The 26,359-nt window shown below is 61.0% G+C and carries 22 protein-coding genes; 14 read left to right on the top strand and 8 right to left on the bottom strand.

Annotation, left to right across the window (positions count from 1 at the left end):
• Positions 1–66 precede the first annotated feature (66 nt).
• From P3T40_RS33265 to P3T40_RS33245, 5 genes are read left to right on the top strand one after another with little or no spacing between them, the layout of a single operon-like run.
• Positions 67–948, top strand: a complete 882-nt coding sequence (locus tag P3T40_RS33265; RefSeq protein ID WP_429271962.1) for a branched-chain amino acid ABC transporter permease — start codon at positions 67–69, stop codon at positions 946–948.
• The gene (locus P3T40_RS33260) at positions 945–1,967 is read left to right on the top strand and encodes a branched-chain amino acid ABC transporter permease (RefSeq protein WP_429271961.1); all 1,023 of its coding nucleotides are present in this window, start codon (positions 945–947) and stop codon (positions 1,965–1,967) included. Before P3T40_RS33265 ends, P3T40_RS33260 begins: the two co-directional genes overlap by 4 nt.
• On the top strand, positions 1,964–2,779 hold the full coding sequence (locus tag P3T40_RS33255; protein WP_429271960.1) for an ABC transporter ATP-binding protein: 816 nt from the start codon (positions 1,964–1,966) through the stop codon (positions 2,777–2,779). Before P3T40_RS33260 ends, P3T40_RS33255 begins: the two co-directional genes overlap by 4 nt.
• Positions 2,766–3,491 (top strand): ABC transporter ATP-binding protein, encoded by a 726-nt coding sequence (locus P3T40_RS33250; RefSeq protein ID WP_429271959.1) that lies wholly within the window; start codon positions 2,766–2,768, stop codon positions 3,489–3,491. The genes P3T40_RS33255 and P3T40_RS33250 overlap by 14 nt, the downstream gene beginning before the upstream one ends.
• Complete coding sequence (locus P3T40_RS33245) at positions 3,488–4,939, top strand: FAD-dependent oxidoreductase (RefSeq protein ID WP_429271958.1); 1,452 nt, start codon at positions 3,488–3,490, stop codon at positions 4,937–4,939. Before P3T40_RS33250 ends, P3T40_RS33245 begins: the two co-directional genes overlap by 4 nt.
• A gap of 132 nt (positions 4,940–5,071) precedes the next feature.
• Here the strand turns inward: P3T40_RS33245 and P3T40_RS33240 are convergent, their stop codons facing one another.
• Positions 5,072–6,295 carry a multidrug effflux MFS transporter gene (locus P3T40_RS33240; RefSeq protein ID WP_429271957.1) on the bottom strand — a complete coding sequence of 408 codons (1,224 nt, stop codon included), beginning with the start codon at positions 6,293–6,295 and terminating at the stop codon, positions 5,072–5,074.
• 210 nt (positions 6,296–6,505) lie between these two features.
• Between P3T40_RS33240 and P3T40_RS33235 the strand changes: the two genes are divergently transcribed.
• Positions 6,506–7,744: an MFS transporter gene (locus P3T40_RS33235; protein ID WP_429271956.1), complete on the top strand. Its 1,239-nt coding sequence runs from the start codon at positions 6,506–6,508 to the stop codon at positions 7,742–7,744.
• Positions 7,745–7,771: 27 nt separating this feature from the next.
• Positions 7,772–8,995, top strand: coding sequence for a CaiB/BaiF CoA transferase family protein (locus P3T40_RS33230; RefSeq protein WP_429271955.1), 1,224 nt, complete (start codon positions 7,772–7,774; stop codon positions 8,993–8,995).
• A gap of 56 nt (positions 8,996–9,051) precedes the next feature.
• Here the strand turns inward: P3T40_RS33230 and P3T40_RS33225 are convergent, their stop codons facing one another.
• A complete protein-coding gene (locus P3T40_RS33225) occupies positions 9,052–9,861 on the bottom strand; it encodes a FadR/GntR family transcriptional regulator (protein WP_429271954.1) in 810 nt (269 codons plus the stop codon).
• Between the two features lie 367 nt (positions 9,862–10,228).
• Between P3T40_RS33225 and P3T40_RS33220 the strand changes: the two genes are divergently transcribed.
• From P3T40_RS33220 to P3T40_RS33190, 7 genes are all read left to right on the top strand, one after another.
• Positions 10,229–11,107, top strand: coding sequence for an enoyl-CoA hydratase/isomerase family protein (locus P3T40_RS33220; protein ID WP_429271953.1), 879 nt, complete (start codon positions 10,229–10,231; stop codon positions 11,105–11,107).
• 93 nt (positions 11,108–11,200) lie between these two features.
• Entirely contained in the window at positions 11,201–11,995 is a 795-nt protein-coding gene (locus tag P3T40_RS33215) for an SDR family NAD(P)-dependent oxidoreductase (protein ID WP_429271952.1), read from the top strand.
• Between the two features lie 34 nt (positions 11,996–12,029).
• A complete protein-coding gene (locus P3T40_RS33210) occupies positions 12,030–13,172 on the top strand; it encodes an acyl-CoA dehydrogenase family protein (protein ID WP_429271951.1) in 1,143 nt (380 codons plus the stop codon).
• Between the two features lie 167 nt (positions 13,173–13,339).
• Positions 13,340–14,089, top strand: coding sequence for an electron transfer flavoprotein subunit beta/FixA family protein (locus P3T40_RS33205; protein ID WP_429271950.1), 750 nt, complete (start codon positions 13,340–13,342; stop codon positions 14,087–14,089).
• Positions 14,090–14,202: 113 nt separating this feature from the next.
• Positions 14,203–15,174, top strand: coding sequence for an electron transfer flavoprotein subunit alpha/FixB family protein (locus P3T40_RS33200; RefSeq protein WP_429271949.1), 972 nt, complete (start codon positions 14,203–14,205; stop codon positions 15,172–15,174).
• A gap of 67 nt (positions 15,175–15,241) precedes the next feature.
• Entirely contained in the window at positions 15,242–16,315 is a 1,074-nt protein-coding gene (locus P3T40_RS33195) for a cupin domain-containing protein (RefSeq protein WP_429271948.1), read from the top strand.
• 26 nt (positions 16,316–16,341) lie between these two features.
• Entirely contained in the window at positions 16,342–17,997 is a 1,656-nt protein-coding gene (locus P3T40_RS33190) for an FAD-dependent oxidoreductase (RefSeq protein ID WP_429271947.1), read from the top strand.
• Between the two features lie 380 nt (positions 17,998–18,377).
• Here the strand turns inward: P3T40_RS33190 and P3T40_RS33185 are convergent, their stop codons facing one another.
• The 6 genes from P3T40_RS33185 to P3T40_RS33160 form a co-directional block, all read right to left on the bottom strand.
• Positions 18,378–19,268 carry an alpha/beta fold hydrolase gene (locus P3T40_RS33185; RefSeq protein WP_429271946.1) on the bottom strand — a complete coding sequence of 297 codons (891 nt, stop codon included), beginning with the start codon at positions 19,266–19,268 and terminating at the stop codon, positions 18,378–18,380.
• Between the two features lie 18 nt (positions 19,269–19,286).
• Complete coding sequence (locus P3T40_RS33180) at positions 19,287–20,174, bottom strand: fumarylacetoacetate hydrolase family protein (protein ID WP_429271945.1); 888 nt, start codon at positions 20,172–20,174, stop codon at positions 19,287–19,289.
• Positions 20,175–20,259: 85 nt separating this feature from the next.
• Positions 20,260–21,414, bottom strand: coding sequence for a CaiB/BaiF CoA transferase family protein (locus P3T40_RS33175; RefSeq protein ID WP_429271944.1), 1,155 nt, complete (start codon positions 21,412–21,414; stop codon positions 20,260–20,262).
• Positions 21,415–21,590: 176 nt separating this feature from the next.
• Positions 21,591–22,823, bottom strand: coding sequence for a porin (locus P3T40_RS33170; protein WP_429271943.1), 1,233 nt, complete (start codon positions 22,821–22,823; stop codon positions 21,591–21,593).
• Positions 22,824–22,967: 144 nt separating this feature from the next.
• Positions 22,968–24,467 carry an MmgE/PrpD family protein gene (locus P3T40_RS33165; protein WP_429271942.1) on the bottom strand — a complete coding sequence of 500 codons (1,500 nt, stop codon included), beginning with the start codon at positions 24,465–24,467 and terminating at the stop codon, positions 22,968–22,970.
• Positions 24,468–24,562: 95 nt separating this feature from the next.
• Complete coding sequence (locus tag P3T40_RS33160) at positions 24,563–26,221, bottom strand: spinster family MFS transporter (protein ID WP_429271941.1); 1,659 nt, start codon at positions 26,219–26,221, stop codon at positions 24,563–24,565.
• Between the last annotated feature and the right edge of the window lie 138 nt (positions 26,222–26,359).

Raw genomic sequence — 26,359 nt, 5'->3', positions numbered from 1 at the left:
CAACATGCATCATTTCGCGCTCGTCCGCGGCCAATGCTTTCAGTTTTCCTAATGTTGGACAAGGACATGGACAAGATCGTTGTCTTCCTGCTCGCAGGCCTCACGAACGGAAGCGTTTACGGCCTGATCGGCCTGTCGCTGTCGCTCATCTATGGCACCAACCGCATCATTAATTTTGCGCAAGGCGACTTCGTGATGGTTGGCGCGATGTCAGCGATTCTCTTCATGGTGACGTGCAGTCTGCCGACCCCGGTGGCCATCGCAGCGGTGATCGCCACCGTGCTGCTGTGCTCACTCGCACTGGAGTTCGCGGTGTACCGGCCACTCAAGCGGCGTGGCGCACCTCCTTTGACGATCATGATCGGCACACTCGCCGGTGCAATCATCGCAAGCGGGAGTGCGTTACTGATCTGGGGCCCCAACCAGCTTTACGTTCCGAACATCTTTTCGCTCAACCCTATTACCGTTGGCCCGCTGACGACCAATTTTCAACAGATCGCGATCGTGTCGGCGTTCATCGTGCTGCTTACGGTCACATGGTTCCTGCTTTACCGCACGAGTTTCGGCCTGTGCATCCGCGCGACCGGCGCGCAGCCGCGGATCGCACAACTGATGGGCATCCGCCCGGCTCGGGTCGTGCGTTTCGGGTTCATGTTCAGTGCATTGGTCAGCGGTATCGCGGGCGTGCTGGTTGGCCCGCTGCTCGGTGGCCAGGTATCGATGGGTGTCGAGTTGACGGTTAAGGGCTTTATGGCTGCAATCCTCGGCGGCCTGGGCAGCCCGTTTGCGGCCGCCGCCGGTGGCATTGCAATCGGCGTGCTCGAAGCCTTCGTCGCGGGCTACGGCAGTAGCCTGTATGCCGAGCCCATCATTTTTCTTCTCATCCTGATTGTCCTGCTGGTGCGTCCATACGGCCTGCTGGGCGACTTCGAGGCGGCACGGCAATGAAGACAGTCACTATCCAACCGCTGTCGCGGCAGGCACGGCTGCCGTTCGCCTTGTTCCTGCTTGCCGCGTTGCTGGCGCCCGCGGTGATGACGAGCGGCTTCGAACTCAGACTGATCTCGCTGATCGGTGTATACGCGATCCTTGGCATGGGCTTCAATCTACTTTACGGCTATGCGGGGCAAGTCTCGATGGGCCATCAGGGATTCTTCGCGATCGCCGCCTATGTGTACGCGCTGCTGCAAGCGAAGGCCGGTTTCACCGCACTGGCTGCATTGCCGGCGAGCCTTCTTGTGTGCGCGCTCGTGGCCTTCCTGATCGGCATGCCGTTATTGCGACTGCGCACGCATTATCTTGCGATGGCGACGCTGTGCTTCGGTCTCGTCATCTCCGGCGTCGCGAACCGCTGGATCGACGTGACGGGCGGCTCCGGCGGCTTGCTCATTCCGGCTATCTCGATAGGAGAAAAGACGGTCGACCGGATCACGCTGTACTACATGATCGTCGCCGCAACCGTGGTGACGCTGGGCTTGCAGAACTTCATCGTATCCAGTCATCTTGGCCGCTCGTTGCAAGCCATCCGCGATGATGAGCGTGCGGCCGCCGCACTTGGCGTCAACGTCTCGCTGCAGAAGTTGCGGGCGTTCGTGCTAAGTGCGGTAATGGCCGGTGTGGCCGGCATCGGCTTTGCGGTGGTGAACCGTCAGGTAAGCCCCGGTATGGGCGAATTCCCTGTGCTGGTGTCGATCCTGACGATCGCGGTGGTGGGCGGTCTCGCTACCCGTTACGGGCCTATCCTCGGCGCGGTCGTAGTCGTCATCGCGCCGCAATTCCTGACGCGGTTCGGTGACCTCGAAACATTGGCGTACGGGCTATGCCTGCTGCTGTTCCTGATCTTCCTGCCTAACGGGTTGTGCGGATTGATCGCTTCGCTGGCGTTGAAGGTGACCGCCAGGCGCCGCAGACGCGCGCATGCACGACCGTTAGCAGGTGATGTGATTGAAAAAGGAGCCGGGCGATGAGGGCACAAACTGTGTCACGTGCGCCGATCGAAGCGCCACAACTGCTGTCGATTGAGGGCGGCGTCAAACGCTTTGGCGGACTGTGCGCGGTCGATAACGTGTCGTTTGACGTACGGCAGGGTGAAGCGGTTGGCTTGATCGGTCCCAACGGCGCCGGCAAGTCGACGACCTTCAATCTGATCACCGGCGTCGACAGTCTTACCGCCGGCGAAGTGATCTACCGGCAGCAAAAAATCACGGCCAAGCCACTGCATCGCCGCGCCGCGATGGGTATGGCGCGCACGTTCCAGATCGTGCGACTGTTTGGCGGCCTGAGCGTGCGCGAAAATGTGATGCTCGGGTTCCATCCGCAACTCGTCGACGGATTCATTGCGTCGCTGGTACGGTTTCGGCGTATCGCAGCAGACGAGCGAAGATGCACTGCACGCGCGATGGAACTGCTTCGCTTTGTCGGGCTGGCCGAGCGCGCGGATGAACCGGTTTCGCATCTTCCGCATGGGCAGCAGCGTCTCGTCGAAATCGCGCGTGCGCTTGCGAGCGAGCCAGGCATCCTGTTGCTCGACGAACCGGCAGCGGGCCTGAACGACGAGGAGACCGCGGCGCTCGGCCGGATGCTGCGCAAGCTCAATGATGACGGCCTGACCATTCTGATCGTTGAACACGATATCGGCTTCATCATGAGCCTGTGCCACCGGATCGTCGTACTCGATCATGGAGCGAAGATCGCGGAAGGCAACGCTGCATCGGTACAGGCGGACCCGAAAGTCATAGAAGCCTACCTGGGCACAGGAGGTGCGCATGCTCAAGCTTAGTGGACTGCGAGCCGGCTATAGCGGCACCGAAGTGCTGCACGGGATTTCGCTCGAAATCGGAACCGGGACGATCGTCTCCGTCGTCGGCGCGAACGGCGCGGGCAAATCGACGCTCATCAACACGATCTCGCGGCTGGTCAATATTACGTCGGGAACGATCTCGTTCGAGGGCCAGCCTCTCGCGAAACTCTCTGCGCCGCAGGCGGTGGACCTCGGCATCGTCCAGGTGCCGGAGGGCCGGCAGGTGTTTGCGGCACTCACCGTAGCCGAGAACCTGAAACTGGGCTTCCACAGGCTTCGGCGGCGCCGTGATCCGGCCATTTTCCATGAGCGCCTCGACTACGTGTACGACCTTTTCCCGAAGCTCAAGGAGCGGGCCGGCCAGCGGGCGATCACACTGAGCGGCGGCGAGCAGTCGATGGTAGCAATCGGGCGCGCGCTGATGGCCGACCCCAGGTTGTTGCTGCTCGACGAACCCTCGCTCGGGCTCGCGCCGTTGGTCGTCGAGCGAATGTTCGAGGTGTTGCGCAAGCTGCGGCAATCCGGGTTGACGATCCTGCTCGTTGAGCAGCATGCGAACGAAGCGTTGGCTTTGTCGGATTACGGATATGTGCTTTCGGTGGGGAACATGGTCGCGCACGGAACTGGCCAGTCGCTACGTCACCACGCGACGATCCGCGAGGCGTACCTCGGTTCGGCGGAACAATCGTGAGCACGAACACCTCCCTTGTTGCCGACGTCGCGATTGTCGGCGCCGGACTCGCGGGCCTCGTTGCGGCGAATCGCATGGCCGGGCTGGGCCTCTCCGCGGTCGTTCTGGAAGCGGGCAGCGATGTGCAGTATCCAGCCGATTCACGCTATGCCGGCGGCGTGTTTCACATTGCGTTTCGCGACCTGGCCGAGACGCCGGAGGCGTTGTGCGCTGCGATTGTCGAAGCCACCGCCGGCTTGCGGGACGAGACGCTCGCGCAAGCGCTCGCCGCCGATGGCGCAAGGGTCGTAGCGTGGCTTTCACAGCAAGGCGCGCAGTTCGGACGAGGCGGCGAGTACCCGTTCATGGGCAACATGCTGATGCCATTCAGTTTGCGGGAGACCGGCTTTCAGAATCACTGGCGTGGTAAGGGAGGCGATCTGCTGCTCCAAAGGCTTGAAGCGTCATTCGTGGCAGCGGGCGGCCGTTTCATTCGAAGTGTGCGGGCTCAAGAGCTGTGTCTGGTGGAGGGATGCTGCGTAGGAGTCGCCGCGCAAATGCGCGACGGCAGCGAGAACGCGATTGAGGCTCGCGCGGTGCTGCTAGCCGATGGCGGTTTTCAAGGCAATGCGGAGATGGTTCGAAGGTACATATCGCCGCGCCCCGACCATCTATGCAAGCGTGGCGCAGGCACCGGCATGGGAGACGGTATCCGTATGGCCCAGAAGGCGGGCGCCGCGCTCACGGGGATGAACCGGTTCTATGGGCATGTGCAGCACAAGGACGCGCTGCACGACGAATCGTTATGGCCATATCCGGTGCTGGACATCGTGGCGTCCGCTGCGATCGTCGTCGATGCGAGTGGCAGGCGCTTTGCCGACGAAGGCCTTGGCGGCGTTGCCCTTGCCAACGCGATTGCTACGCTCGATGAGCCGTTGTCGTCGTTCGTCGTGCTGGATGAAGCTATATGGGAGCAGGCCGGACGAGCGTTCCTGTTGCCGCCGAATCCGGCCCTGGAGCAGCGCGGCGCAACTGTGCACCGCGCGCGCGGCATCGATGCGCTCGCGGCGAAACTGAATATGGACGCACTTGTCCTCGCGAACACACTTGGCAGCTACAACAAGGCGGTCGCGCAGGGACAACTTGCCGGCCTGGTGCCCTCGCGTACTGTCAAACCCGCGACGCTTGCGACCGGCGCAGCACTAATCAAAGGTCCTGACTATGTCGCTATTCCGCTCTGTGCAGGCATCACGTACACGATGGGCGGCATTGTGATCGACGCGCATGGCAGGGCGCTCGATTCGCTTGACCGTCCAATTCCAGGGCTGTATGCGGCCGGCGCGACGACGGGCGGCATTGAAGGCGGTGCCAACTCGGGGTATGTCGGCGGTCTCATCAAGGCGGCAGTATTCGGCCTTCGGGCTGCTGAAGCTGCGGCGCGCGATCTCGTCGCGCTTGATCCTGTTTGATTCAGTCTGATCGCTGTTGTTCCGTTTGGCCCTGTATAAGGCCGTCTGCTCCTGCCACATGGCGCGTACCGCGCGCGGTACGCTGCATACCGCGTATGCCTTCGGGTGTCATTGGCTGTTGCTCTTCAGCGTCTAGGCAATCGACCCCTGATCCGCCGGAACGCGCCGGCGCGGTGACGCCATGAACGAGCCCCACGCGATGCCGCTCGACACCAGTAGGGCGGCGATCATCGAGAGGGTGGGGTCGTTAGGATACAGCCCGACGGCGGCTGTGCACAGGGAGCCATACCCCATCTGCAGACACCCATAAAGTCCGGCGGCTGCGCCGATTACCGATTGGTCGACTTCCAGCGCGCTGCTGATCGCATAGGGACTGGCGAGGCCCGTGGCGAAGAACATCACGATCATCGGCGCCATGACCGACACGACCGACAGCGTATTGGAAACATACGAAACCAGCAGACTGATAGACGCCGCCGCCATGATGAGGCTTGCGGCGATCAGGGCGGTGCGCGCCGACACGCCGCCGGCGATCCGTTTGGCGGTGGTCTGGCCGCTAGCGAGGCCGACTACCAGCGAGCAGTACGCGAAGCCGAACGCCTGTGCCGACAAGCCCAAACGCGACTCGAGGATGAACGGTGAGGCGGAGAGAAACGCGTAGATCCCCGTGGTCGCGCTTGCGCCTCCCACACTGTGTGCGAGGAAGGCCGGCGTTCGGAGCAGCCTGACGTAGCTTTTTAGGTAGCGGTTGATCTTGAAGTCGCGCAATGCGGTATGCGTTTCCGCGACCGTGAGCCAGACGGCGACCAGAACCAGCACGTTGGCGATGCTCAGTGCGACAAAGATTGCGCGCCAGCCGAGATGCTCGACGATCTGGCCGCCAATGATCGGCGCGACCGCGGTGGCGACGGCCATCGCGATGCTGAGGGTGGCGAGGCGTCGGATCAGCGTAGTCGACCCGGAACTGTCGCGCGCAATCGCCCGGCCGAGCACGAGACCGGAGCAGCCTCCGAGCGCCTGGACAACACGCGCCAGCTCAAGTCCTCGCAACGAGGGCGCATACACAGCCGCGACGCTGGCGATCGCGAAGAGCGACAAACCGGATAAGAGCACGGGCCGACGGCCGTAACGGTCAGATAACGGTCCGTAGACTAGTTGACCGATGGACAGGCCGACGGTGTAGAGCGTGATCGTCAGTCCGATTCCCGCCGCGGATGCACGCAGATCGTGCGCAGCTGATGGCAACGCGGGAACGAACACATGGAGCGGAAAGGTACCGGAGAGCGTAATGCAGACCAGAATGAACAGCGACGGGGAGCGGGAACAGGCTCGGGATGAAGCTACAGGTTCGCTCATGGTGGCATGACTCTAAAATTGAAAATTTCATTGGATGGACCAATGAAGTGTTTATACCATGCGAAACCCGTGGCGTGATAGGCCTGCTCTCACTCGGTGATGCGATACCAAGGTATACGCTAATTGTCACAATTATTCAATGGATGAACCATTTGGCGTCCGCCCCAGGAACGCGAGGTTCTGACGGCAGAGCACCCCGGAGAGGACCTGATGAAATCGAACACCCAGCTGGTACCTGGTGAACTAATGCCGACCGTGGCGCAGCAGGCCACCAGTAGCGGATATCGCTGGATCATTCTGCTAGTGATCTGGACCGCGTTTACGGTGAGTTGCGTGGACCGCTTCGCATGGGCCAGCATCGCGGCGCCGGTAGGTCACACGTTGGGGTTCAGGCTCGCGTTGCTCGGTTCGCTCACGACCGCCTTTTATGTCGGTTACACCGTTTCGTGCCCCATAGGCGGCATTCTTGCCGACAAGTTCGGTAGCCGCGCGACTCTGGCCATGTCGATGTTTCCACTGGCGGTACTCACGTTCTGTTTCAGCTTCATCCAGACCTTTACCGCTGGCATCGTGCTGCACCTATTAATGGGTTTTGCCGCAGGTGCGGAATATGGTGCGACGATCAAGGTGCTGACGACATGGTTCAACAAGGATAAAGGCCGCGCATTCGGCATCTGGGCGACGGGGACGTCGGTGTCCGTCGTAATCGCCAACGCCACGGTGCCCCGGCTTGCCGCTGCGTACGGTTGGCAGGGCGCTTACCAGATGCTCGGCATTGCGACATTCGTGTTCACGGCAATCTGCGTGCTCGTAGTAAGGAATGCACCGGCCGGGCATTCCACACCAAGGATCACCGGCGCGCAGTTCATATCGCTACTGAAAAATCGCAATATTGTGCTGGTCGCGCTTGGTGGCGCAGGGGCCCTTTACGGGACGCTCGGCTTCGTTGCGTGGGCCAATGCATTGTTGACCGTCGCACACGGTCTGTCACCCGTGACTGCCGGCTCGGTGCTGATGGGGTTCGGTGTTGGCGCTTTTCTGTCGAAGCCGCTCTTTGGATGGCTATACGACACGCTGAACGCGTATGCCAAACTGGTCGCCGTGGCGGATCTCGTGATCTTCATGGCATTGCTGGCCGTATTCGGCAATTGCGCGTCGATGACTGGATACTATGTGATCGCCCCCTTGCTGGGCGCAGCCGCGTATGGCTATACGCCGCTGCTGATCGGCTTGTACACGCAAGCGTCTGGCCCACGTCTTGCGGGCGCTGCAGCGGGATTCGTCAACACGGTCTGGTCGATCGGCAGTTTTGTTTCGCCCATGCTGGCGGGTTACGTATTCGCTCATGGCCGCTCCCTCGACATGACACTCGCCGTGATTGCGGCTGGCCCGCTGGTGGGCGCGGTGATCCTGTGCCTGATGCGAAAGGCGCCTGTTGTCAGCGCCTGATAAGTGTTTCCTTTGCAGCCCTTGATCATGAAGACGACCGCTACATCCAGTAGGGCTCCAAAGGTAGCTCAGCCATTGGCCGGACTGACGGTGCTGGACTTCTCACGCTTTCTGCCAGCCCAACTGTGTACCTGGATGCTGGCCGATTTCGGCGCGCGAGTGATCCGGATTGAGAACCCTCGGGAATTAGAGAAACTGTCATCGGCATTCAACCTGGGCGGCTTGAGCGCCGCGCAGCGGGAAAGGGCGAAAGCCGCAGAGACGTTGGCAAGAAACAAGGAGAGCATTGTTGTGGATCTGGGGCACGCTAGCGCGTCCGAGATCTTGCGTCCATTGCTGCGCGATGCGAGTGTACTCGTTGAGGATTATCGCCCCGGCGTGCTGGACGGGCTCGGGCTCGGACGAGACCTCGTACAGCAGGTGAATCCGGGTTTGCACTATTGCTCTGTCACCTTCGCTGGACAAACGGGCCCGTACCGCAGCAAACCGGGCCACGATCAGCTTGCACTGGCGCTCTCCGGCGTGCTGTCGCGAGTCGGAGAGAATGCGGATCGTCCGTCATTTCCGAACGTACCCGTCGCGGACGTCATAACCGGTCTCAATGCAGCGCTGGGCGTCCTGATCGCGCACATCGGGGAACGCCACGATCGGCAGGGTCGCGCAATTGATATTTCGATGCTCGATTCTGCAATGACTTTTTCCGCCTGGTTTCTTGCACGCAACCCCGACCCGGCCAACGTGCCGCAGCGAGGAAGTCACCGCGTCGATTGCGGCATCTGGCGCACGCGAGACGGCAAGTTCATTTGCACGACAAATATTGAACCGCGTTTCTGGGTGAGATTCTGCAAGGCGATTGGCCGGGAAGAATTCGCAGGCATGCAGCATGACGCCGCGCAATGGTGCGAGATGCGCGCTTCGATCGAGCGCGCGATTGCGGCGAGGGATCTCGTCGAATGGCTCGCCATATTCGAGCGTCAGGACGTTCAGGCCGAGCCGGTAAACGACTTTCACGAGGCGCTCGGCAATCCGCACCTCATCGAGCGGGGCACGGTGATGTCGTTGCCGCACGAAGATGAACCGGTGGTGCAAATCGGCAATCCAGTCCGACTCACGGGTACGGCGACATGCGTACGGCGTCTCGGCGAGATTCCCGGAGCGTCGACTTCGACGGTGCTGGAAGAATTCGGCTTTACATCCGGCCAGATCGCAGCCTTTTTCGAGGCAGGCGCGATCGGTGCGCGCAGCGAATAAGAAGCGTGTGCTCGTGGAAGACAATCCACGAGCAGCGCATCGCAGGAGGTAGGGGGTCAGTCGGCGCGCTTCGCGTCCAGATTTTGTAAAAGGTAGTGCTTTTGCAGCGTTTTCAGATGCGTCTCCATTTCCGCAGCCGCTTTGTCCTCATCACGTGCGATCAGGTACTTGAGCAGGCGCTTGCGGGACGGCATTACAGAACTGTCGGGCAGTGGGGTCAACACCTCGAGTAACTGTTCTTGAATCTGGACCAGTGCGTCAGTCAGAATGATGAGTACCGGATTGCGCGCAGCGCGCGCGAGCAGCCGGTGAAATTCGAGGTTGATGCGTACCCTTTCCTTCACATTCCCTTGGGCAACCGCCTGTTCGCTCTGCCGGATATTCTCGCGCAGCAGTTCGAAATCGTCGTCTTTGCCGCGCTGGCAGGCAAAGCGCGTGGCTGCGACGCTGACGATCAGGCGCGCTTCGGTCAGGTCGGCCGGTTTGATCGCGCCCAGTCGGAACAAGTCGGAAAAGCCTGCGATGACCGCATCGCCTTGGCCTTCGCGCACAAAGGCGCCTCCGGTGGCGCCCTTGCGGAATTCGAGCACACCGGCGTTTTCCAGCGAGCGCAGCGCCTCGCGTACCGTGTTGCGGCTCAGGCTGAACGATTCGGCCAGTTCGCGCTCCGAAGGCAACCGGTCGCCGGGCTGCAACGCGCCGCTCGTAAGCTGATTGCGGATCTGATCGGCGACCGCTTCGAACGCGCGGCGCGTCTGCACAGGCGCATAGGCGGGCGCGGGGCGCGCTGTCGCGGGTGAGGCGCCGGTGGCGTCGTTGCCGGCAGTACGCGCGGCAACTCGGCCCGATGGTCGGTTCGTGGTCATTTCAATGATTCATCCATTCATGGCTTTGCGCAGATGCTACCCGCTCGCGTCTGAATCTTCAAGTCGTCATCCTTGAACGCCCGATTGACGCGTTCCAACGTCCGTATGGGTACAGGGGCGGTGACTCGTGTCGCCGCGCCGCTCGTGTGTGCGCGGTGCCACGACATTCCTTCGTCCCACCCCACTGCTGGATTCCAGCACTTGACATCCTTCGACAATTCATCAACCATATATCAAAGGTTCATCCAATGAACCATAAAAGGCGAGCACTTTCGTGCAGCGGCACCACGTTTTGCAACATGGTCGTCCCGGCAAGTTCGCGCTTGAGCAAGATGGGTTGACCAACCGTTTCAGAGAAGGAGGAGCGATGAGCGACGATTTGAGGGATCTCGTGAAGTACGAGTCGAAGGATGGCCGGGCATACATCACGTTTTGCCGCGACGACAAGCGCAACGCGCTGACCTACGAAATGTTCGATCGCCTGATGGAGCACGTCGAGCGCGCTGAAGGCGACGATGACGTGCGCGCGATCATTTTTCGCAGCGAAGGCCGGGATTTCTCGACCGGTCACGATCTGGCCCAGGTGGGCGGCGCGGAATACGGCTTTTCGAAGGACCCAGGCGCCCGTCGTCCCAGCCAGCGTATCCGGTTGAGTTTCGATAAGCGTCATGTCGAGCAGTTCCGGCAACTGCTGTATTGCACGAAGCCGACTTTGTCGTTGGTGCAGGGCTACTGCGTCGGCGCCGGACTGTACCTCGTCGAAGCAAGCGACCTCGCCATTGCGGCGGAAGACGCGAAGATCGGTCACCCCGAACAGAAGATGGGGCTGGCGGGTGCGTCCTATTTGACGAGCATCAATATTCTCGCGCTAGGTCCAAAAAAAGCTCGCGAGATCCTGCTGCTCGGTGAAGTCATGAGCGGCACCGAAGCCGCGAGGATCGGTCTGGTGAACAAGGCGGTGCCGGCAAGCGAACTCGCGGCAGCTGGAGAAGACTGGGCCGAGCGCATCGTGCGCTTGCCGAGGGATGCGATCGCGATCGGCAAGGCGGCGACCCATCTGTCGTTGGACTCGATGGGGATGACGTCGCAATTCGTCCACGGCTATGTGATGCATGCGCTCGGTACGAACATTCGCTACGAAGCTGACGAAAGCAACTTCATGAAGGAACGTCGCAATAAGGGGGTGAGCGGTGCGGCGCACACGCGGGAAGCACGTTACGACGGCGAGACCAAAGAGAACGGATGAACGATCGGTACCGCTGGTGAGCGACATCGCCGCCAGCGAGACCTCGGCTCAATCGCCTGCAAGCAGCGGGCTCAAAGAAGGGAATGGCGACACATGCTTACTGAACTCACTGGCTCGTCGGCGGTCGTGCTGGGTGGCACGAAGGGAATCGGACGCGCATCGGTCAAAAAGCTGGCGCAATGCGGCGCGAGCGTCGTGATCCAGGGCCGCGACGAAGCGGCGGCCTGCTCGCTCATCGAAGAATGCGGCGGCTATCCCGGCAAGCGCGTGTTTGTGAACAGCGACCTGCTGACTTATCAAGGCATCGAACAGGCTGTCGCCCGTGCGGTCGAGCAGTTCGGCAAGGTGGACATCGTCGTGGCAAGTGGCGGTCCGCGTGAACCCAAGCCCAAGCTCTTTGTCGACATGGCACCAGAAGAAGGCATTGCGTGTTTGACGAGCCGGCTAATGCCACGCCTGAACGCAGTGCACGCGGCTACGAAGTTCATGCGCGAGCAGCGCTACGGAAAAATCGTCCTGGTTACTACGGATGCCGCGCGCATCCCAACCCCGAGCGAATCGATGATCGGCGCGGCCGGCGCTTCGATCATGTTCCTCACGCGGGCGCTTGGCGCGGAGCTCGCAAGCCTGGGTATCCGTATCAATTCGGTGGCGACCACGCTGACGACCGGAACGCCCGCGCATGACCGGTTTCTCGCGGCTAAAGATGCCGGCTCTCAGGAAGTCATTGTCAAGGCGTTTACGAAGGCCGAGCAACGCGTGAAATTCAAACTCAACACCGCCGAGGATCTGGCCGAGTACATCCTTTACCTGTCCAGCAAGGAATCGGATCAGGTGTCCGGATCGACACTCAGCATCAACGGCGGACTCTCGTTTCCGAGCTATTGATTGTCAGGCACGAGCGTCGACTATCGGAGTGAATATGCGTCTGAATGAAGATCTCGTCGCGATCCGCGACTCTGTCCGTCGGATGGTGCAGAAGCACGTTGTGCCGCTCGTGGAGGGAATGGAAGAAAGCGACCGCTTCCCGTCCGAACTGGTTCCGGTCTTCGGGGACATGGGGCTGTTGCAATTGTGGCTGCCGGAGGAATACGGCGGACCGGGCGGCAACCTGAAAACCGTGTGCGTCGTCAAGGAAGAGATCGCCAAGGTCTCGCTTGCGGCCGCCACACTGTGCGGCAACAACTCGATATCTTTTGTATTGCCGCTCCTGCAGTTCGGTACGGAGGAACAGAAAAAGCGCTGGTTACCCCTCTCGGCAGAAGGCCGGCTTGTGACCGCGATTGCAGTGACCGAGCCTCAGGCCGGCTCCGATGTGTCGTCCATTCGCACTCGTGCGGTGAAGGACGGCGATTCGTACGTCATCAACGGACAGAAAAACTGGATTACGTGGGGCGGCCACGCACACTACGTGCTGCTTTTTGCGAAAACCTCGGAGTCGGCTGGCTCGGATGGCATCAGCGCGTTTCTGGTCGACACCACGACACCTGGTTTCCGTCTCGGACGGCAGGAACGCAAGATGGGGCGTAACGGGGCGCCGAATCATGAACTTTTCTTCGACGACATGCGCGTAGGCGCCGACTGCCGGATTGGCGCGGAGGGTGAAGGCTTCAAGGCCTGCATGAAGGTGCTGGACCTGAATCGCCCGACCATCGCAGCCACCTCGCTCGGACTCGCGCAAGGCGCTCTCGATGTCGCCGTCGCGTACGCCAAGGAGCGCAGGCAGTTTGGCCGGCCTATTGCTGAATTCCAGGGCATGCAGTTCAAGCTCGCCGATATGGCGATCAAGGTGGAAGCCGCGCGCAACCTGCTCTACAACTGTGCAGACGAAATCGATTCCGGCGATCACTCGCGACTTAACATGCTTTCTTCGATCACGAAATGCTTTGTGACGGATGTTGCCATGGAAGTCACAACCGAAGCGGTCCAGGTGCTCGGTAGCTATGGTTATTCGAAAGAATTTCCGGTCGAACGGATGATGCGCGATGCGAAGTTGAACCAGATCATCGAAGGAACTAATGAGATTCATCGACTGATCGTAGCCCGTCGTCTGTTGGCGGATTGATACGGGGAATAGATCGTCGGACAACATGGGAGCGCGCGGAAGAAATGGCGTTGGGACGCATGTCACTGCCGCGCGAGGGACGCTAAGTGTCTTGAGAAAAGTGCGCTGCGGTAATGGATGTGTGTCGACGTTTTTAACGGGCGTAACTGAACACTGGAGAGAGTGCAATGAAGTTGATGGTGGCCGTTAAACGGGTGGTCGATTACAACGTGAAAGTCCGGGTGAAGTCGGACGGTACGGGCGTCGACATTGCGAATGTAAAGATGTCGATGAACCCGTTCGACGAAATCGCCGTGGAAGAGGCGGTACGTCTGAAGGAAGCGGGCGTGGCGACTGAAGTGATCGCTGTGTCGTGTGGCGTGACGCAGGCGCAGGAAACGCTGCGCACGGCGCTGGCGATCGGCGCGGACCGCGCGATCCTGATCGAGTCGTCGGAAGACCTGCAGCCGCTGGCTGTCGCCAAGCTGCTGAAGGCGCTGGTCGACAAGGAACAGCCTTCGCTGGTCATTCTGGGCAAGCAGGCTATCGACGACGATTCGAACCAGACCGGTCAGATGCTGGCTGCGCTGGCTAACCTGCCGCAGGCGACGTTTGCCTCGAAGGTTGTGGTGGCGGACGGCAAGGCAACGGTGTCGCGCGAAGTGGACGGCGGTGCGGAAACGCTGTCGCTGACGCTGCCGGCCGTGGTCACCACCGATCTGCGCCTGAACGAGCCGCGTTATGTGACGCTGCCGAACATCATGAAGGCGAAGAAAAAGCCGCTGGAAACGCTCAAGCCGGAAGACCTCGGCGTTGACGTGACGCCGCGCCTGAAGACGCTGAAGGTTGTCGAGCCGCCGAAGCGCAGCGCTGGTGTGAAGGTCGCTGACGTGAAGACGCTGGTCGAGAAGCTGAAGACCGAAGCCAAGGTGCTGTGATCACTAACATGGGACCAGAGTAAGAGCTCTGCATGGGACCAGAGTAGCGCGCTAAAGCGTGAACTCTGGTCGACAGCTAAAGCGATAACTCTGGTCGGCAGGAGACGGACGAAATGACGATTCTGGTAATTGCGGAACACGACGCCGCGCAGCAAGTCCCCTTGGGGGGCCATGCGTCGCTGAAAGCGGCGACGCTCAATACGGTTGCTGCGGCGACCGAGATTGGCAAACTCGTTGGCGGCGATGTGCACGTGCTGATTGCGGGTCACAACGCGCAAGCCGCGGCTGACGCGGCAGCGAAGGTTGCAGGCGTCGCCAGGGTGCTGCTGGCCGACGCGCCGCAACTCGAAGCGGGCCTCGCGGAAAACGTCGAAGCCACCGTGCTGAACATTGCGAAGGACTACTCGCATATCCTGGCTCCGGCCACCGCTTACGGCAAGAACATTGCCCCGCGTATCGCCGCGAAGCTGGATGTCGCGCAGATCAGCGATATCACTGCAGTGGATTCCGCCGACACGTTCGAGCGCCCGATCTATGCAGGCAATGCGATCGCAACGGTTCAATCGAGCGATCCGATCAAGGTCATCACGGTGCGCACCACCGGCTTCGACCCGGTGGCAGCAGAAGGGGGCAGCGCAGCGGTCGAGAAGATCGAAGCGGCAGCGGACAGCGGCCTGTCGCAGTTCGTGAGCCGTGAAGTCACGAAGCTGGACCGTCCGGAACTGACCTCGGCGTCGATCATCGTTTCTGGTGGTCGCGGTCTGGGCAGCGGCGAGAACTACACCAAGGTGCTCGAGCCGTTGGCGGACAAGCTGGGTGCGGCCCTCGGCGCATCGCGCGCTGCAGTGGACGCGGGCTTTGTGCCGAACGACTACCAGGTGGGCCAGACCGGCAAGATCGTCGCGCCGCAACTGTACGTGGCGGTGGGCATCTCGGGTGCGATCCAGCATCTGGCTGGCATGAAGGACTCGAAGGTCATCGTGGCGATCAACAAGGACCCGGAAGCGCCGATTTTCAGCGTGGCCGACTACGGTCTGGTGGGCGATCTGTTCATGGCGGTGCCCGAACTGACCGGCGGACTGTAGCGCTTGCCTAACCAAGCCACGCCATTTGTTTGAAATCCCCTCCCTGCTGACTGTCAACGGAGTCGCCATGAGTGAAGCAGTAATGACAGATACCGCTCAACGCCAGGCGTTGGTCGATGAACTGAACGAGTACAACTGCCGGGTCGCCCAGCCAACCGACGGCCCGCTTTTTACGCGGGAGCCGCAATCGACCATGCAGCCCGCGCACTGGAAGGCGCGCGATCTCGAACGGTTGCTTGAAAAGATCGGCGCAAATCTCAAGCTTGAAGCGGGTGGCCAGCGCAGGACGCTGCGGCTGGCCAATCGCGGGCTTCCGTTCGGCACGACGCCGACGTTCTGGGCTTCGATCCAGTACATCCTGCCTGGTGAGATCGCGACGGCGCACCGCCATGCGGCTAGTGCGTTGCGTTTCATCATGAAGGGTCGCGGCGCCGACACGATCGTCGACGGCGAACGCTACGAGATGAACGAAGGCGATCTCGTACTGACGCCGGCCTGGACGTGGCATGACCACGAACACAAAGGCGACAAGCCGATGATCTGGCTCGACGTGCTGGATATTTCATTGGTTCGCTCGATGCACGCGACGTTTTTCGAGGGATCAGCCGAGCCGCGGCAGCCCGTGTCGTCCATTCCCGACCACTCGTACCGGCGCTACGGAAGCGGCATCATGAAGCCGCTCAACGACCGGGCGGTGCCCGACGTCAATCCGCTGCTGGTGTACTCGGCCGAGCGTTCGCAGGAGGCGCTGCGCGCCGCGGCGGGATTGCCGCCCGATCCATTCGACGACACGGCGCTCGAATATCTCAATCCGCTGACGGGCGGCTCCGCCATGCCGACCATCGGTACCGTGCTGCAGTCGTTGCGACCGGGCATGCACACGAAGGCCCATCGTCACACGGGAAGCGTCGTGTATTACGTGATGCGTGGAACGGGCGCCACGATCGTTGATGGCACAACCTTCGAATGGGGTGCAGGTGACTTCCTCGCGATTCCGCCGTGGGCGGCGCACGAGCACATCAATCGGTCGTCCGACACGGCGGCGATGCTGTTCCAGGTCAACGACATCCCCGCGCTGCGCAAGCTCGGTCTATACCGGGAAGAGGCGGTCGAGCCAGCCGCGCAACGGGCCGCCGGGTAACGGGCACCTTCACTTGGAGACGAAATATGCAAACACCTGTATTGATAGTGGGCGCGGGCCCGATTGGACTGGCGCTAGCCGGCGACCTGGGTTTTCGTGGCGTGCCTTGCCTGCTCGTCGAGCGGACCGACGGTGAAGTGATCCAGCCAAAAATGGATATGGTCGGCGTGCGGACAATGGAATACTGCCGCCGTTGGGGTATCGTGCCGTGGGTGTACGAGGCCGGCTATAACCGCGACTATCCACAGGATTGCGCGTGGGTCACCGGGTTGAACGGCTACGAATTCGGGCGGGAAGCTTTTCCTAGCCCGAAAGAGGAGAAATGTCCGCCGCAAAGCCCGCAAAAGCGGGAGCGGTGTCCACAAAACTTCTTCGATCCGGTGCTACGCCGGTTCGCTCAGCGCTCGCCTGACGTTACGATCCGCTACAACACCGAGTTGGTCGCGTTCACGGAGACGCCCGGGGGCGTGACGGCCCGCTTGCGGGACACGTTAAGCGGTGAGGAAACGGTCGTCGAGGCCTCGTATCTGGTCGGATCGGATGGCGGTGCGAGTGTGGTGCGTCAGGCGCTGGGCATTGGCATGACCGGCGAACCCACGTTGACTTACACGACCAATGTCGTGTTCGGCTGCAAGGACCTCGAATCGCTGCATGACAAGAAACGTGCTTACCGCTACATCTTTATCGGACCGGAGGGCACATGGGCGACGCTGGTGGCGATTAACGGGCGCGATCAGTGGCGCTTTTCGCTGGTCGGCGACGAGACACGCCAGACGCACACCGAAGAGTATATGCGTAGCGCAATCGTGCGCGCGGTCGGCCGCGAGTTCGAGTTCGAGATTCTCTCGATGTTGCCGTGGGTGCGCCGTCAACTGGTGGCCGACCGCTACGGTACGAAGCGCGTATTCCTTGCAGGTGACGCGGCGCATTTGACCTCCCCGACCGGCGGATTCGGAATGAATACCGGCATTCAGGACGCGGTCAATCTATCGTGGAAGCTGGCTGCAAGCCTGCAGGGCTGGGGTGGCGAGCATCTGCTTGAGACCTACGAGACCGAACAACGCCCAGTTGCGATTCGCAACGTCGCAGAGGCAACTGGCAATCTGAAGCGGATGCTCTCGCCGCGAGTGTTGTCGCCATCGAAGGAGATTTTTGAGGATGGTCCGAACTCCGGGGCGGCGCGAATCGAGTTCGGCAACCGCTACACGGAGCTAATGAAGCGGGAATGGTTTTCGATCGGTATTCACCTGGGGTACATGTACGAGGGCTCGCCGATCATCGTTCCCGATGGCACAGCGCAACCTCCCGACGAAGTGTCGAGCTACGAGCAAACGGCGAGGCCCGGCTCACGCGCGCCGCACGTGTGGCTGGACGAAGGGCAGTCTACGCTTGATCTGTTCGGCAAGGAGTTCGTATTGCTGTGTTTCGAAAGCGGCAAACCGGACACTCGAGCGCTGGTCGAAGCAGCGAAGATTCGCAACGTACCGATCAAGACCGTCGGGATCGACAACGAGGCAGCGCGTGAATTGTACGAACGAGCCTTCGTTCTGGTACGGCCTGACGGTCAGGTCGCATGGCGTGGCGATACGTTGCCGGACGATCCTCTGGCGCTGATCGATACGGTGCGTGGAGCGGTGCGCGATCACACTCCAGTCAAACAGCCCGAGCAGAGCGCAGCGTAAATGGAGAAAGGCGCGTTCTGGTCGCGCGCCTTTCCTGTATACAGCGGTGGGTAATCCTCGGCAAGCAAGGACTAGCATGAACACGATGACGACAGATCGTTGGAGACGGATGCGCAATGGTGCCGCAGATGCAGCCCGGGTGATTGCCTCCGCGATGATGCTCTGCGCGCTGGCTTACGTTGGCAGTCTGCCCGCGTCCGAATGAGTGGCGGTGGAAGACGGGAGTGCCGAACACGGGCCTTCCGGTTTCTTTCATGCTGCCCGCGGAAGATTGACTGCCGCTTGAAATGGCGCTCGACAGAAAACCTGAAAACCCAGAAACGCACACCGCGATAGCGGCGTGGGCTTTGCCTGGGATGGCCAACCATCTCCCGAGGGGGCTAGACAGTGGGTGGATGCCGTTCGAGAAACGGCATAATGGCGACATTGAAAGCCTCATTGCGGTCGCCCGCGATCATGTGACCTGCGCCGGGGACGGTGCCGATTTCGAGCTGGGGCAAACGTGCACGCAGTTCGCCAATGCCATTCAGGCTTACGACATCGCTCTCGGCGCCATGCACAAGCAATGCCGGAATCGTGATCTGCCGGCACATTTCGAGCAGTCGGGCCGCCTGACGTTCACGTTGATCGTCGGTGCGTGCGCGGAAAAAGCCCGGATCCCAATGCCAATGCAGTCTCCCGTCTTCACGTAAACGCAGGTTCTTCATCAGGCCCTGCGGGTTCTTCGGGCGAGGCCGGTGCGGGTTGTATGCGGCGACCGCGTCTGCGGCTTCCTCGATATTGGCGAAGCCGTCATGATGTCCGTTGAGAAAGTCGTTGACGCGCTTAAGCCCCTTTGGATCGACGCGCGGCGCGATGTCAACGAGAACCATCGCACGTGCGAGCGAGGCCGTTGCACGGCCGATCGCGTGCATCGCGGTCATGCCTCCCATAGACGCGCCGATCATCGCCGGCACGCAGCCCATGTGCTGGGTGACCGTCTCGAGATCGTCCGCGAGGCGGTTATACGAATAGTCAGACTTCGGCGACCAGTCGCTGTCGCCATGCCCGCGGGCGTCGAAAGCCGTTGCGTGGTAGCCGAGTTCGCCCAGCGTCCTGACGGTGCCGCGCCACGAATGGCGCGTCTGGCCACCGCCGTGTAAAAGAATGACGCCCGGCTGCCCGCGTTCGCCGCTGACAGTGGCCATCAGCGTCAGCCCGTCGTCCGTTCTGATGCGCTCGGTGCGCAGGGCGGAGCGCCCGTGAGCTTGTTGTGTTTGAGCGGAATCCATGCGCGTCGTGGCCCTCGCTTAGTTGACCGGCTTATCCCAGACAGGATGCGCGCCGCCTTCGCTTTGCACGACGTCGATTGCCATTGAGCCGACCCGCGCAATCTCGATGACGACCTTGTCGCCGCCTACGATCGGGCCGACGCCCGCGGGCGTGCCGGTCGCGATGATGTCACCCGGATACAGCTTCATCACCGCCGATGCCATGCGAATCATCTCCGGGATATCGACAATCAGGTCACGCGTGCTCGCTTGCTGGCGGACCTCGCCGTTGACCGAGAGCTTCAGTTCGATGGAATCGTAGCCGGGCACTTCGTCAGCGGTCACGATATACGGTCCGACCGGACAGAACGTGTCGTAGGACTTGCGCATCACGCGTTCTTCCTTGCCGCGTACGACGACGTCGATCAGGCAGGCGTAGCCGAAGACATGGGCAAGTGCATCCTCACGGGCGATCTCGCGGCCGCCTTTGCCAATGATGATCGCAAGCTCACATTCGTGGTGAATCTGCCGGTTGGCGATACGCGGCAGCACGATCGGATCGGCTGGTCCGCTCAGGCTCGAATTCGCTTTCAGAAAGAAGCCCTGGCCGTCTGCCTTAAAGGGGGAGATGAGCCCCGTGCCATGCTTCATCTCCTCGACGTGAGCGTGATAATTGGCGGGAAATGCGATCACCTTGTTGGGCCACGCAACCGGCGTTTCCAGTCTGACTTCGGCAAGCGGCTTGCGAGGCGCGGTTTGCACGAAATCTTCCAGCCTGGCCTTCAGTGACGGGAAACGATCGATGACGTGCAGCATGCCGACCGGCGGCCAGGCGTCTGGGGTTGCGTTCACCTGGGCGGTGACGTCGACGATTTCATCGCCGATCACGACGCCGATGTGTCCACCGTTGAAGCTCGCGAGTTTCATGTTGGGTTCCTATGGTTGAGTGAATCGGTGCGGCCTCCGCGTTGCGTGACGTGTGCCAGGCACCAGCCGGTATAAAACGCCGTCGTCAATGTCCGCCGATATCCTGGTCGTGCTCGCCAATCGAAGGTGGTCCCGAACGGGCGGCCAATCTGCGCTCATCGAAGGTGGCGGGGTAGCGCGCCGTTCTGATGGGACCGACGGGCGAATCCACGAATTCGAAAACACGATTGTTTTGCACCTGCGTATCGTTCAGATATTCATCGAGCGAAAACACTGGTGCAGCAGGTACATCCAGAGCTTCGAAACGCGCCAGCCAAAAGGCGGTGTCGCGCTCCTTCACCACTTCGCTGACGCGCCGGAAGAATTCTTCGGCCATAGCGACGGGATCGCGCATCTGCTTGAATTCGTCTTTCCACTGCGGGCGATCGATGGCATTGAGCGTCTTCGACATTTGCGCGCCGTTCGCGGGTGAGATGACAACGAATCCATCCGAGGTCTCCAACACCTGGGAAGCCGGCGGCTTCCATGCAGAGGTGTCGCCTTCGAAGGTGCGGTGTTGGAACATGTCGGGGAAGTTGAAGTAGCCCATGACATCGAGCATCGGCAGTTTGATATGGCCGCCGCGTCCAGTCTTTTCGCGTTCATAGAGCGCGGCGAGAATCGCCTGGACGCCGAATACGCCAGTGACCTTGTCGACCATGTTGAACGGCGTGACCGCCGGCTTGCCGTTGCGTCCCTCAGCCGCGACGATACCGGTGCGCCCCTGAATCAGCGAATCGAAGGCGGGCGCATTCGCGAGCGCGCCGGTGTCGCCGAAGCCGTTGATAGACAGGCGGATCAGGCGCGGATTGAGTGATCCAAGAACGTCCTGGCCGAGACCCAGCGACGCCGCCACGCGAGGCCGCCAGTTTTCGACCAGGATGTCGGCGGTCGCGATCAGATTTTTCAGCCGGCGCGTGCCTTCCTCGGTCTTCAGGTCGATCACGACGCTGCGCTTGCCCCGGTTTGCGTTGGTCCATGAGGCACCGAAGCCGTCGCGATTGTGGCCGAACTTGCGAAACCCGTCGCCGCCGGGCGGCTCGACCTTGATGACGTCGGCGCCGAGGTCGGCAAGCATCATCGCGGCGAATGGGCCCGTCAGGAAGCTGGAAGTTTCTACCACGACGACACCGTCGAGTGGGCGCTGCGATGAAGAAGAGGTGACCGGCACGTTACGGTCGAGGCGCTGAGGATCTGACATCGGACATCTCACTGGTAATAGGCGCGCCAATCAGGCGCAAATATGTGTCAATGGATCAACCTTTAAGAGCAATGATGAGCGAATGATACATTGCTGTCAAGCAGTGCACCCGTCGAAACGCAAGCGGCCGGCATGAGGCGCCGGCCGCTGGTCCTCTTCGCCATCAACCGGAGCGATCAGAACTTATGCCGAATCCCGATGCGAGCCACCACCTGATTCGACGTGTCCGATGGCGTTAGCGTCACGAAGTACGGCACCGCTGCTTGTCTCGTCGAGTCGATGCCCGACGCCTTCATATACGCACCGGTAATGTAGACATCGGTACGCTTCGAAAGGAAGTAGTCGAGGCCCACATTGATCGTTTGATAAGCAGCGCTTTCTTTACCGTCGATGGCGCCGCCGCGCAGATAGTTGTAGGACGCACCGGCCTGGAGGAACGGGGTGATGAAGTAGCTGGCGTACACGTTGTAGTTATTGAACGCGGCCGTACCGGTATAGCCGAACGGGTTCGTCAGGCTGAGGGTGCCCGATGCCGGATCGTTGAGGTCCTGGAAGCGGATATTTGAGTAGCCCACGCCAACGATGGCGGATCCTAGCGTGTATTGGGCTGCCGAAGAGAAGATCTGCAATTTTCCGGCGGACGCGAAGCCACCATAGATCGGGTTGGCCTGTACGCCGCTGGTTGCGCCAAGGTTATTGGCTGTGGTGGAGCCCGTCGAATTGTTGCCATAGAACGACTGGTTCGGATTGTTGATGTGCAAGTAGCCCGCTGCCAGGCTCAGCGAACTGAAGTCCCAGTGGGCACCGAAGGAATAAATGCTGTTACGTCCGAACGAACCGGCGACGCCTCCGAAGCTGTACAGGCCGGTGACAGTGAGGCCGCCCATCGTGGGACTGGTGTACTTGACTGCGTTGTTGATGCGCTGCAGGTCTGCCACGTTGTCAATGTCACCAGGATGGTCGGCGAACGCGCCCAATGCATAGGACCCCGCCTGCATCGGACCGATTGAATCGACGATCGAATCATACTGACGCCCGAGTGTGACGCTACCGAACTTCGCACTGCTTAGCCCAACGTAGGCTTGCCGACCAAAAAAGGTGCCGCCCTGCTGAAATTTTCCTGTGCCCACGTCGAAACCGTCTTCCAGGACAAAAATGGCCTTAAAGCCGCCGCCCAGATCTTCGCCGCCGCGCAGTCCCCAGCGCGACGCCTGCAAGATGCCGCTAGACATCAGCCACTGGCTCCCGCCCGTGCGTCCGTGCGGCGCGCCAGCTTGCGCGCTCTGGACGTTGTTGACGTAGTTCAGGCCTTCGTCAAGCAGGCCATAAAGCGTTACGTTGCTCTGGGCCAGCGCGGAACCTGCCGCAGCAAGTGTGAGGACTCCAACGAATATTTTTGCAAGCTTCACCTTTGTCTCCTGAGTCGCGTTATGTCGCCAATTGATTGAAACCGTCTTTTTCGGTGCGGCATATTTATGTCAGTGGATCAACCATTGGTAAATATTAGAGAGTTCACAATGAGTGTCAAACCGAGCAAACCCTAACTTCTTTGCCTAAAGCCGTTCGCCAGCAGCGCGTGGCAGTGTTACCGGATCGGATTTCGCCAGCGCCACCGCTGACAAGCCGTCCGCGATCCGACTGACCGGGCCATCGTCGAGCGTCATTACGGCGTCACAGAGTGCCCTTACCGCGCTCTGTAGCTCATGGGCACCGTCGCCCCCCTCGCTGAGGCCGACCATGACGTTGAACTTGCGGCTAATCTGTTCGTCTGTGAAGAGCGTCGACGTGGACCATGGGTCGCCGCTCGCGTGATCAGCGGTGCAGCTGAAGACCTGTCCGCGTGCATATATATCGACGCCGCCTGGCACCCCTCGCCATTGCCCGCCCGTCATCCACTCCGCAATATTCGAGGAACTCGGCTCCGCCTTTACGCTCACCCGGTTGCGGAATGTGACGATCCGCTCGTCGTTCATGGTTTGCGGTTCATACCAGAGAGGTCCGGCCGGTATCTGCCACGCGACGGCCGCCAACGCATGCGCATGACTGAACTCCGCACTCAGCGGATCGCGCGGTTGCTGCTCGCGGAAGATGGGCGTGAGCGCGAACGGATTGGCGCGCACCACCACCCGATCAATCTCCTCCGGTCGCAGTTCGTGCAGGGCAAGTAGCCGGGTGAAGGCGGTCAGCGGATGGTGGATCCACCGGCAGCACGGCCAGGGCTTGTAGGTGGTGTTGAGGATTTGCCAGTCGGAACCGAGCCCCGCCAGCAGTGCGTCGTCGTCGTGACTCGGCGAACCATAGAACTTCCAGAAGGCGTTCTGTCCGTCCAGAATGTCCTTGAATCCTGTGCTGCCCAGCCGGGCGAGCAGCGCGGACGAGACGCCGATTTCCGCGCACCAGCCGGCATCGGCATACTTGTACATCGGCTGCTCGACAGATTCGGCCCATTTGCGCAGTGTCGGTTGCGGCGAGTTGCTGCCTCCGATGCCGAATGCATGGTTGGCCTGCTTCGCGTCGAGTCCCGCCACGTTCACGGAGGCGCCAATCGCTGCCCACGTGATCGTCGCAGCCGGACCGCCCAGTTCATTCCAGCCGATCACCTTGCCGTTTTCGATCTGCATCGGCGCGCCCATCCAGCTTCCGATCCGTGCGCCAATATCGAAGCCGACCGCAATTGCCGTCAGCAGATCGCGGCCGCTGCGGCCATCCAGTTCGGCCAGCGCGAATCCAGAAAAGACCGTCGCGTTGCCGAAGTGCGTCGAAGTGGGGAAGGTGTCGTCCGCGTCGAGCACGTTGGCAAGGCGTGCATTGGCGTAGGCGGCGGCGGTCGCGGAACTCCGCTGCGTGGTGCCGAGAACGGTCGCGTCAGGCTTGCCGCCGAGGAGGTGGACGTAGTCGAGTGCAATGCGTCCACTTTCCGTCCGGACTGCGCCAAGCGCGCAACCGATCGTATCGAGAAGAAGCCGCTTGCATTCGGTTACCACAGGCGCCGGGAGATTTTCGAAACGGGTCTGGGTCGCGAAATCCGCAAGTCTTTGCGTAAGACTCGTCATGTTGATTTGCTCCTGTCATGGTTACATGATGTTTTGAATGTCTCGCCCTGACTACCGATTGCAGTCGGCGTTCGGGCGGTTTCAGACAAACGGAGTCAATGGATCAGTTGGTGTTCGACGACCGCCGCGGCGTATTCATCTTCGGCCGTTGCATTGAAGACCGCGAGTTCGGCGCGGGCGGCCTCTTCGCCGTCCAGCAGCGAGCGGCTTGCCACCAGCAGTGCCGTGATCGACACAGGTAACACTGCAAGCGCGCAAAGAATGGCGAGGCGAAGATTGCCTGACGCGTCGCTGATCAGGCCGACGCAATAGGGTCCGAGACCCAGCCCAAAGATATTCGGCCCCAGCGAAAACGCGGCGAATGCCGTGCCGCGCAGACGTGGAATCACGAGGTCCTGCGTGGTGGCCTGAAGCGGGCCAAACCACATCGGCACAAAGAACGTCGCGACGGCGTAGGCACAATAAAAGGTCGTCACACTGGGGGTGAGGTACTGAACGACGCTCGCCGCTGTGAAAGCCGACGCGGTAAAGCAGACGAAATACAGGCGGCCGAAAGGATGTTTGCGCTTGGCAAGATCGCACAGATAGCCGCTAATTGTGATTCCGACGCCCCCCGCGATGATAGCGATGATGCCCAGGTGCAGGCCCGCTTCGGCGGTCAGACCGAGCTTGCGGCTCGCGTAGACGAATACGAAGCCGTTGACCGCATTCATTGCGAAGGCGAGAAATGCGCCGGCCACGGTGACTGCCGCGAAGGTTTTTGAACCCGTAATCAGGCGATGGGCTGCTGGGTCACCGAGACGTGTGGCCTGATACCAGTTGGAGCAGACATACACGGCGATCGCGATTGCGAGCCATTGGACCAGGTTGCTCGTTATCGACAGCCCCAGTACCGAACCGATCTCGGCGTTATGACTCGCGGAGAGGAGTTGGTTCGTAGCCCAGGTCGCCAACACGGCCACCAGCGCCGCTAGCAAAAGGTAGGTGGTGTTGCGGACATACTCACGCGGGGGCGCGGCTGTCGCTCGCAGATGCATCCAGCTCCACGGCGGCACCATCGCGCCAAGGTCGCGCAGGGCATGAGCAAACGGATGAGGATCTCGCTTGGGCGCCACCGCGTCGAGTCTGCCGCGCATCGGTTCCCGAATGGTCAGCAGTACGATCATTGCAAAGATCAGACCCGGCACGCCGACGCCGATGAACGACGCCTGCCAGCCGGTCAATCCGAACGGCGCAGCACTGGGATCCTTGCCGTACGCATGTTGCCACGCTGACACGATCGTGCCGCCAACAGCCAGCGAAGCGCCCGCGCCAACATAGACACCCACCGAATACAGCGCGAGCACTGTGCCGCGGCGGGCGCGCTCGAAATAATCCCCCAGCAGCGAAACCGCGGCCGGGGTTGCGCTCGCTTCGCCTACGCCGACGCCGATTCTGGCGACGCCAAGTTGCGTAAAGTTGCGCGACAGGCCCGATAGCGCGGTCATCAGTGACCAGAACGAGAGGCCCAGCGCCAGCGTTTTGACGCGGCTCCAACCGTCGGCGAGGCGCGCGAGTGGGATGCCGAATACACAGTAGAACAAGGCGAACGAGGTGCCGTACAGCAGACCGAGTTGCGCATCGGAGATGCCCATATCCTTCTTCAGGTACGGGGCAAGAATGGTGACGATCTGCCGGTCGACGTAACCGAACGTATAGATCAACGTCAGAATGAATAGCACGTACCAGCGGTACCAGGGGCGTTCATAAGTCATCTTTAGACTCCTGAATATCAATTGACTTACCACCCGATTGGGCCGGCGACGAGAAGGGGCCACCGCTGGCGAATCGTCTGCGCGAAGGGGAGCTGAGTGGCTATAAAAGCGGATCGCTCGAGTTTGAGCGGTGCTGCC

The organism is Paraburkholderia sp. EB58, from assembly GCF_050436665.1.
Lineage (GTDB): Bacteria > Pseudomonadota > Gammaproteobacteria > Burkholderiales > Burkholderiaceae > Paraburkholderia.
This window is presented reverse-complemented; position numbering and strand designations above follow the sequence as displayed.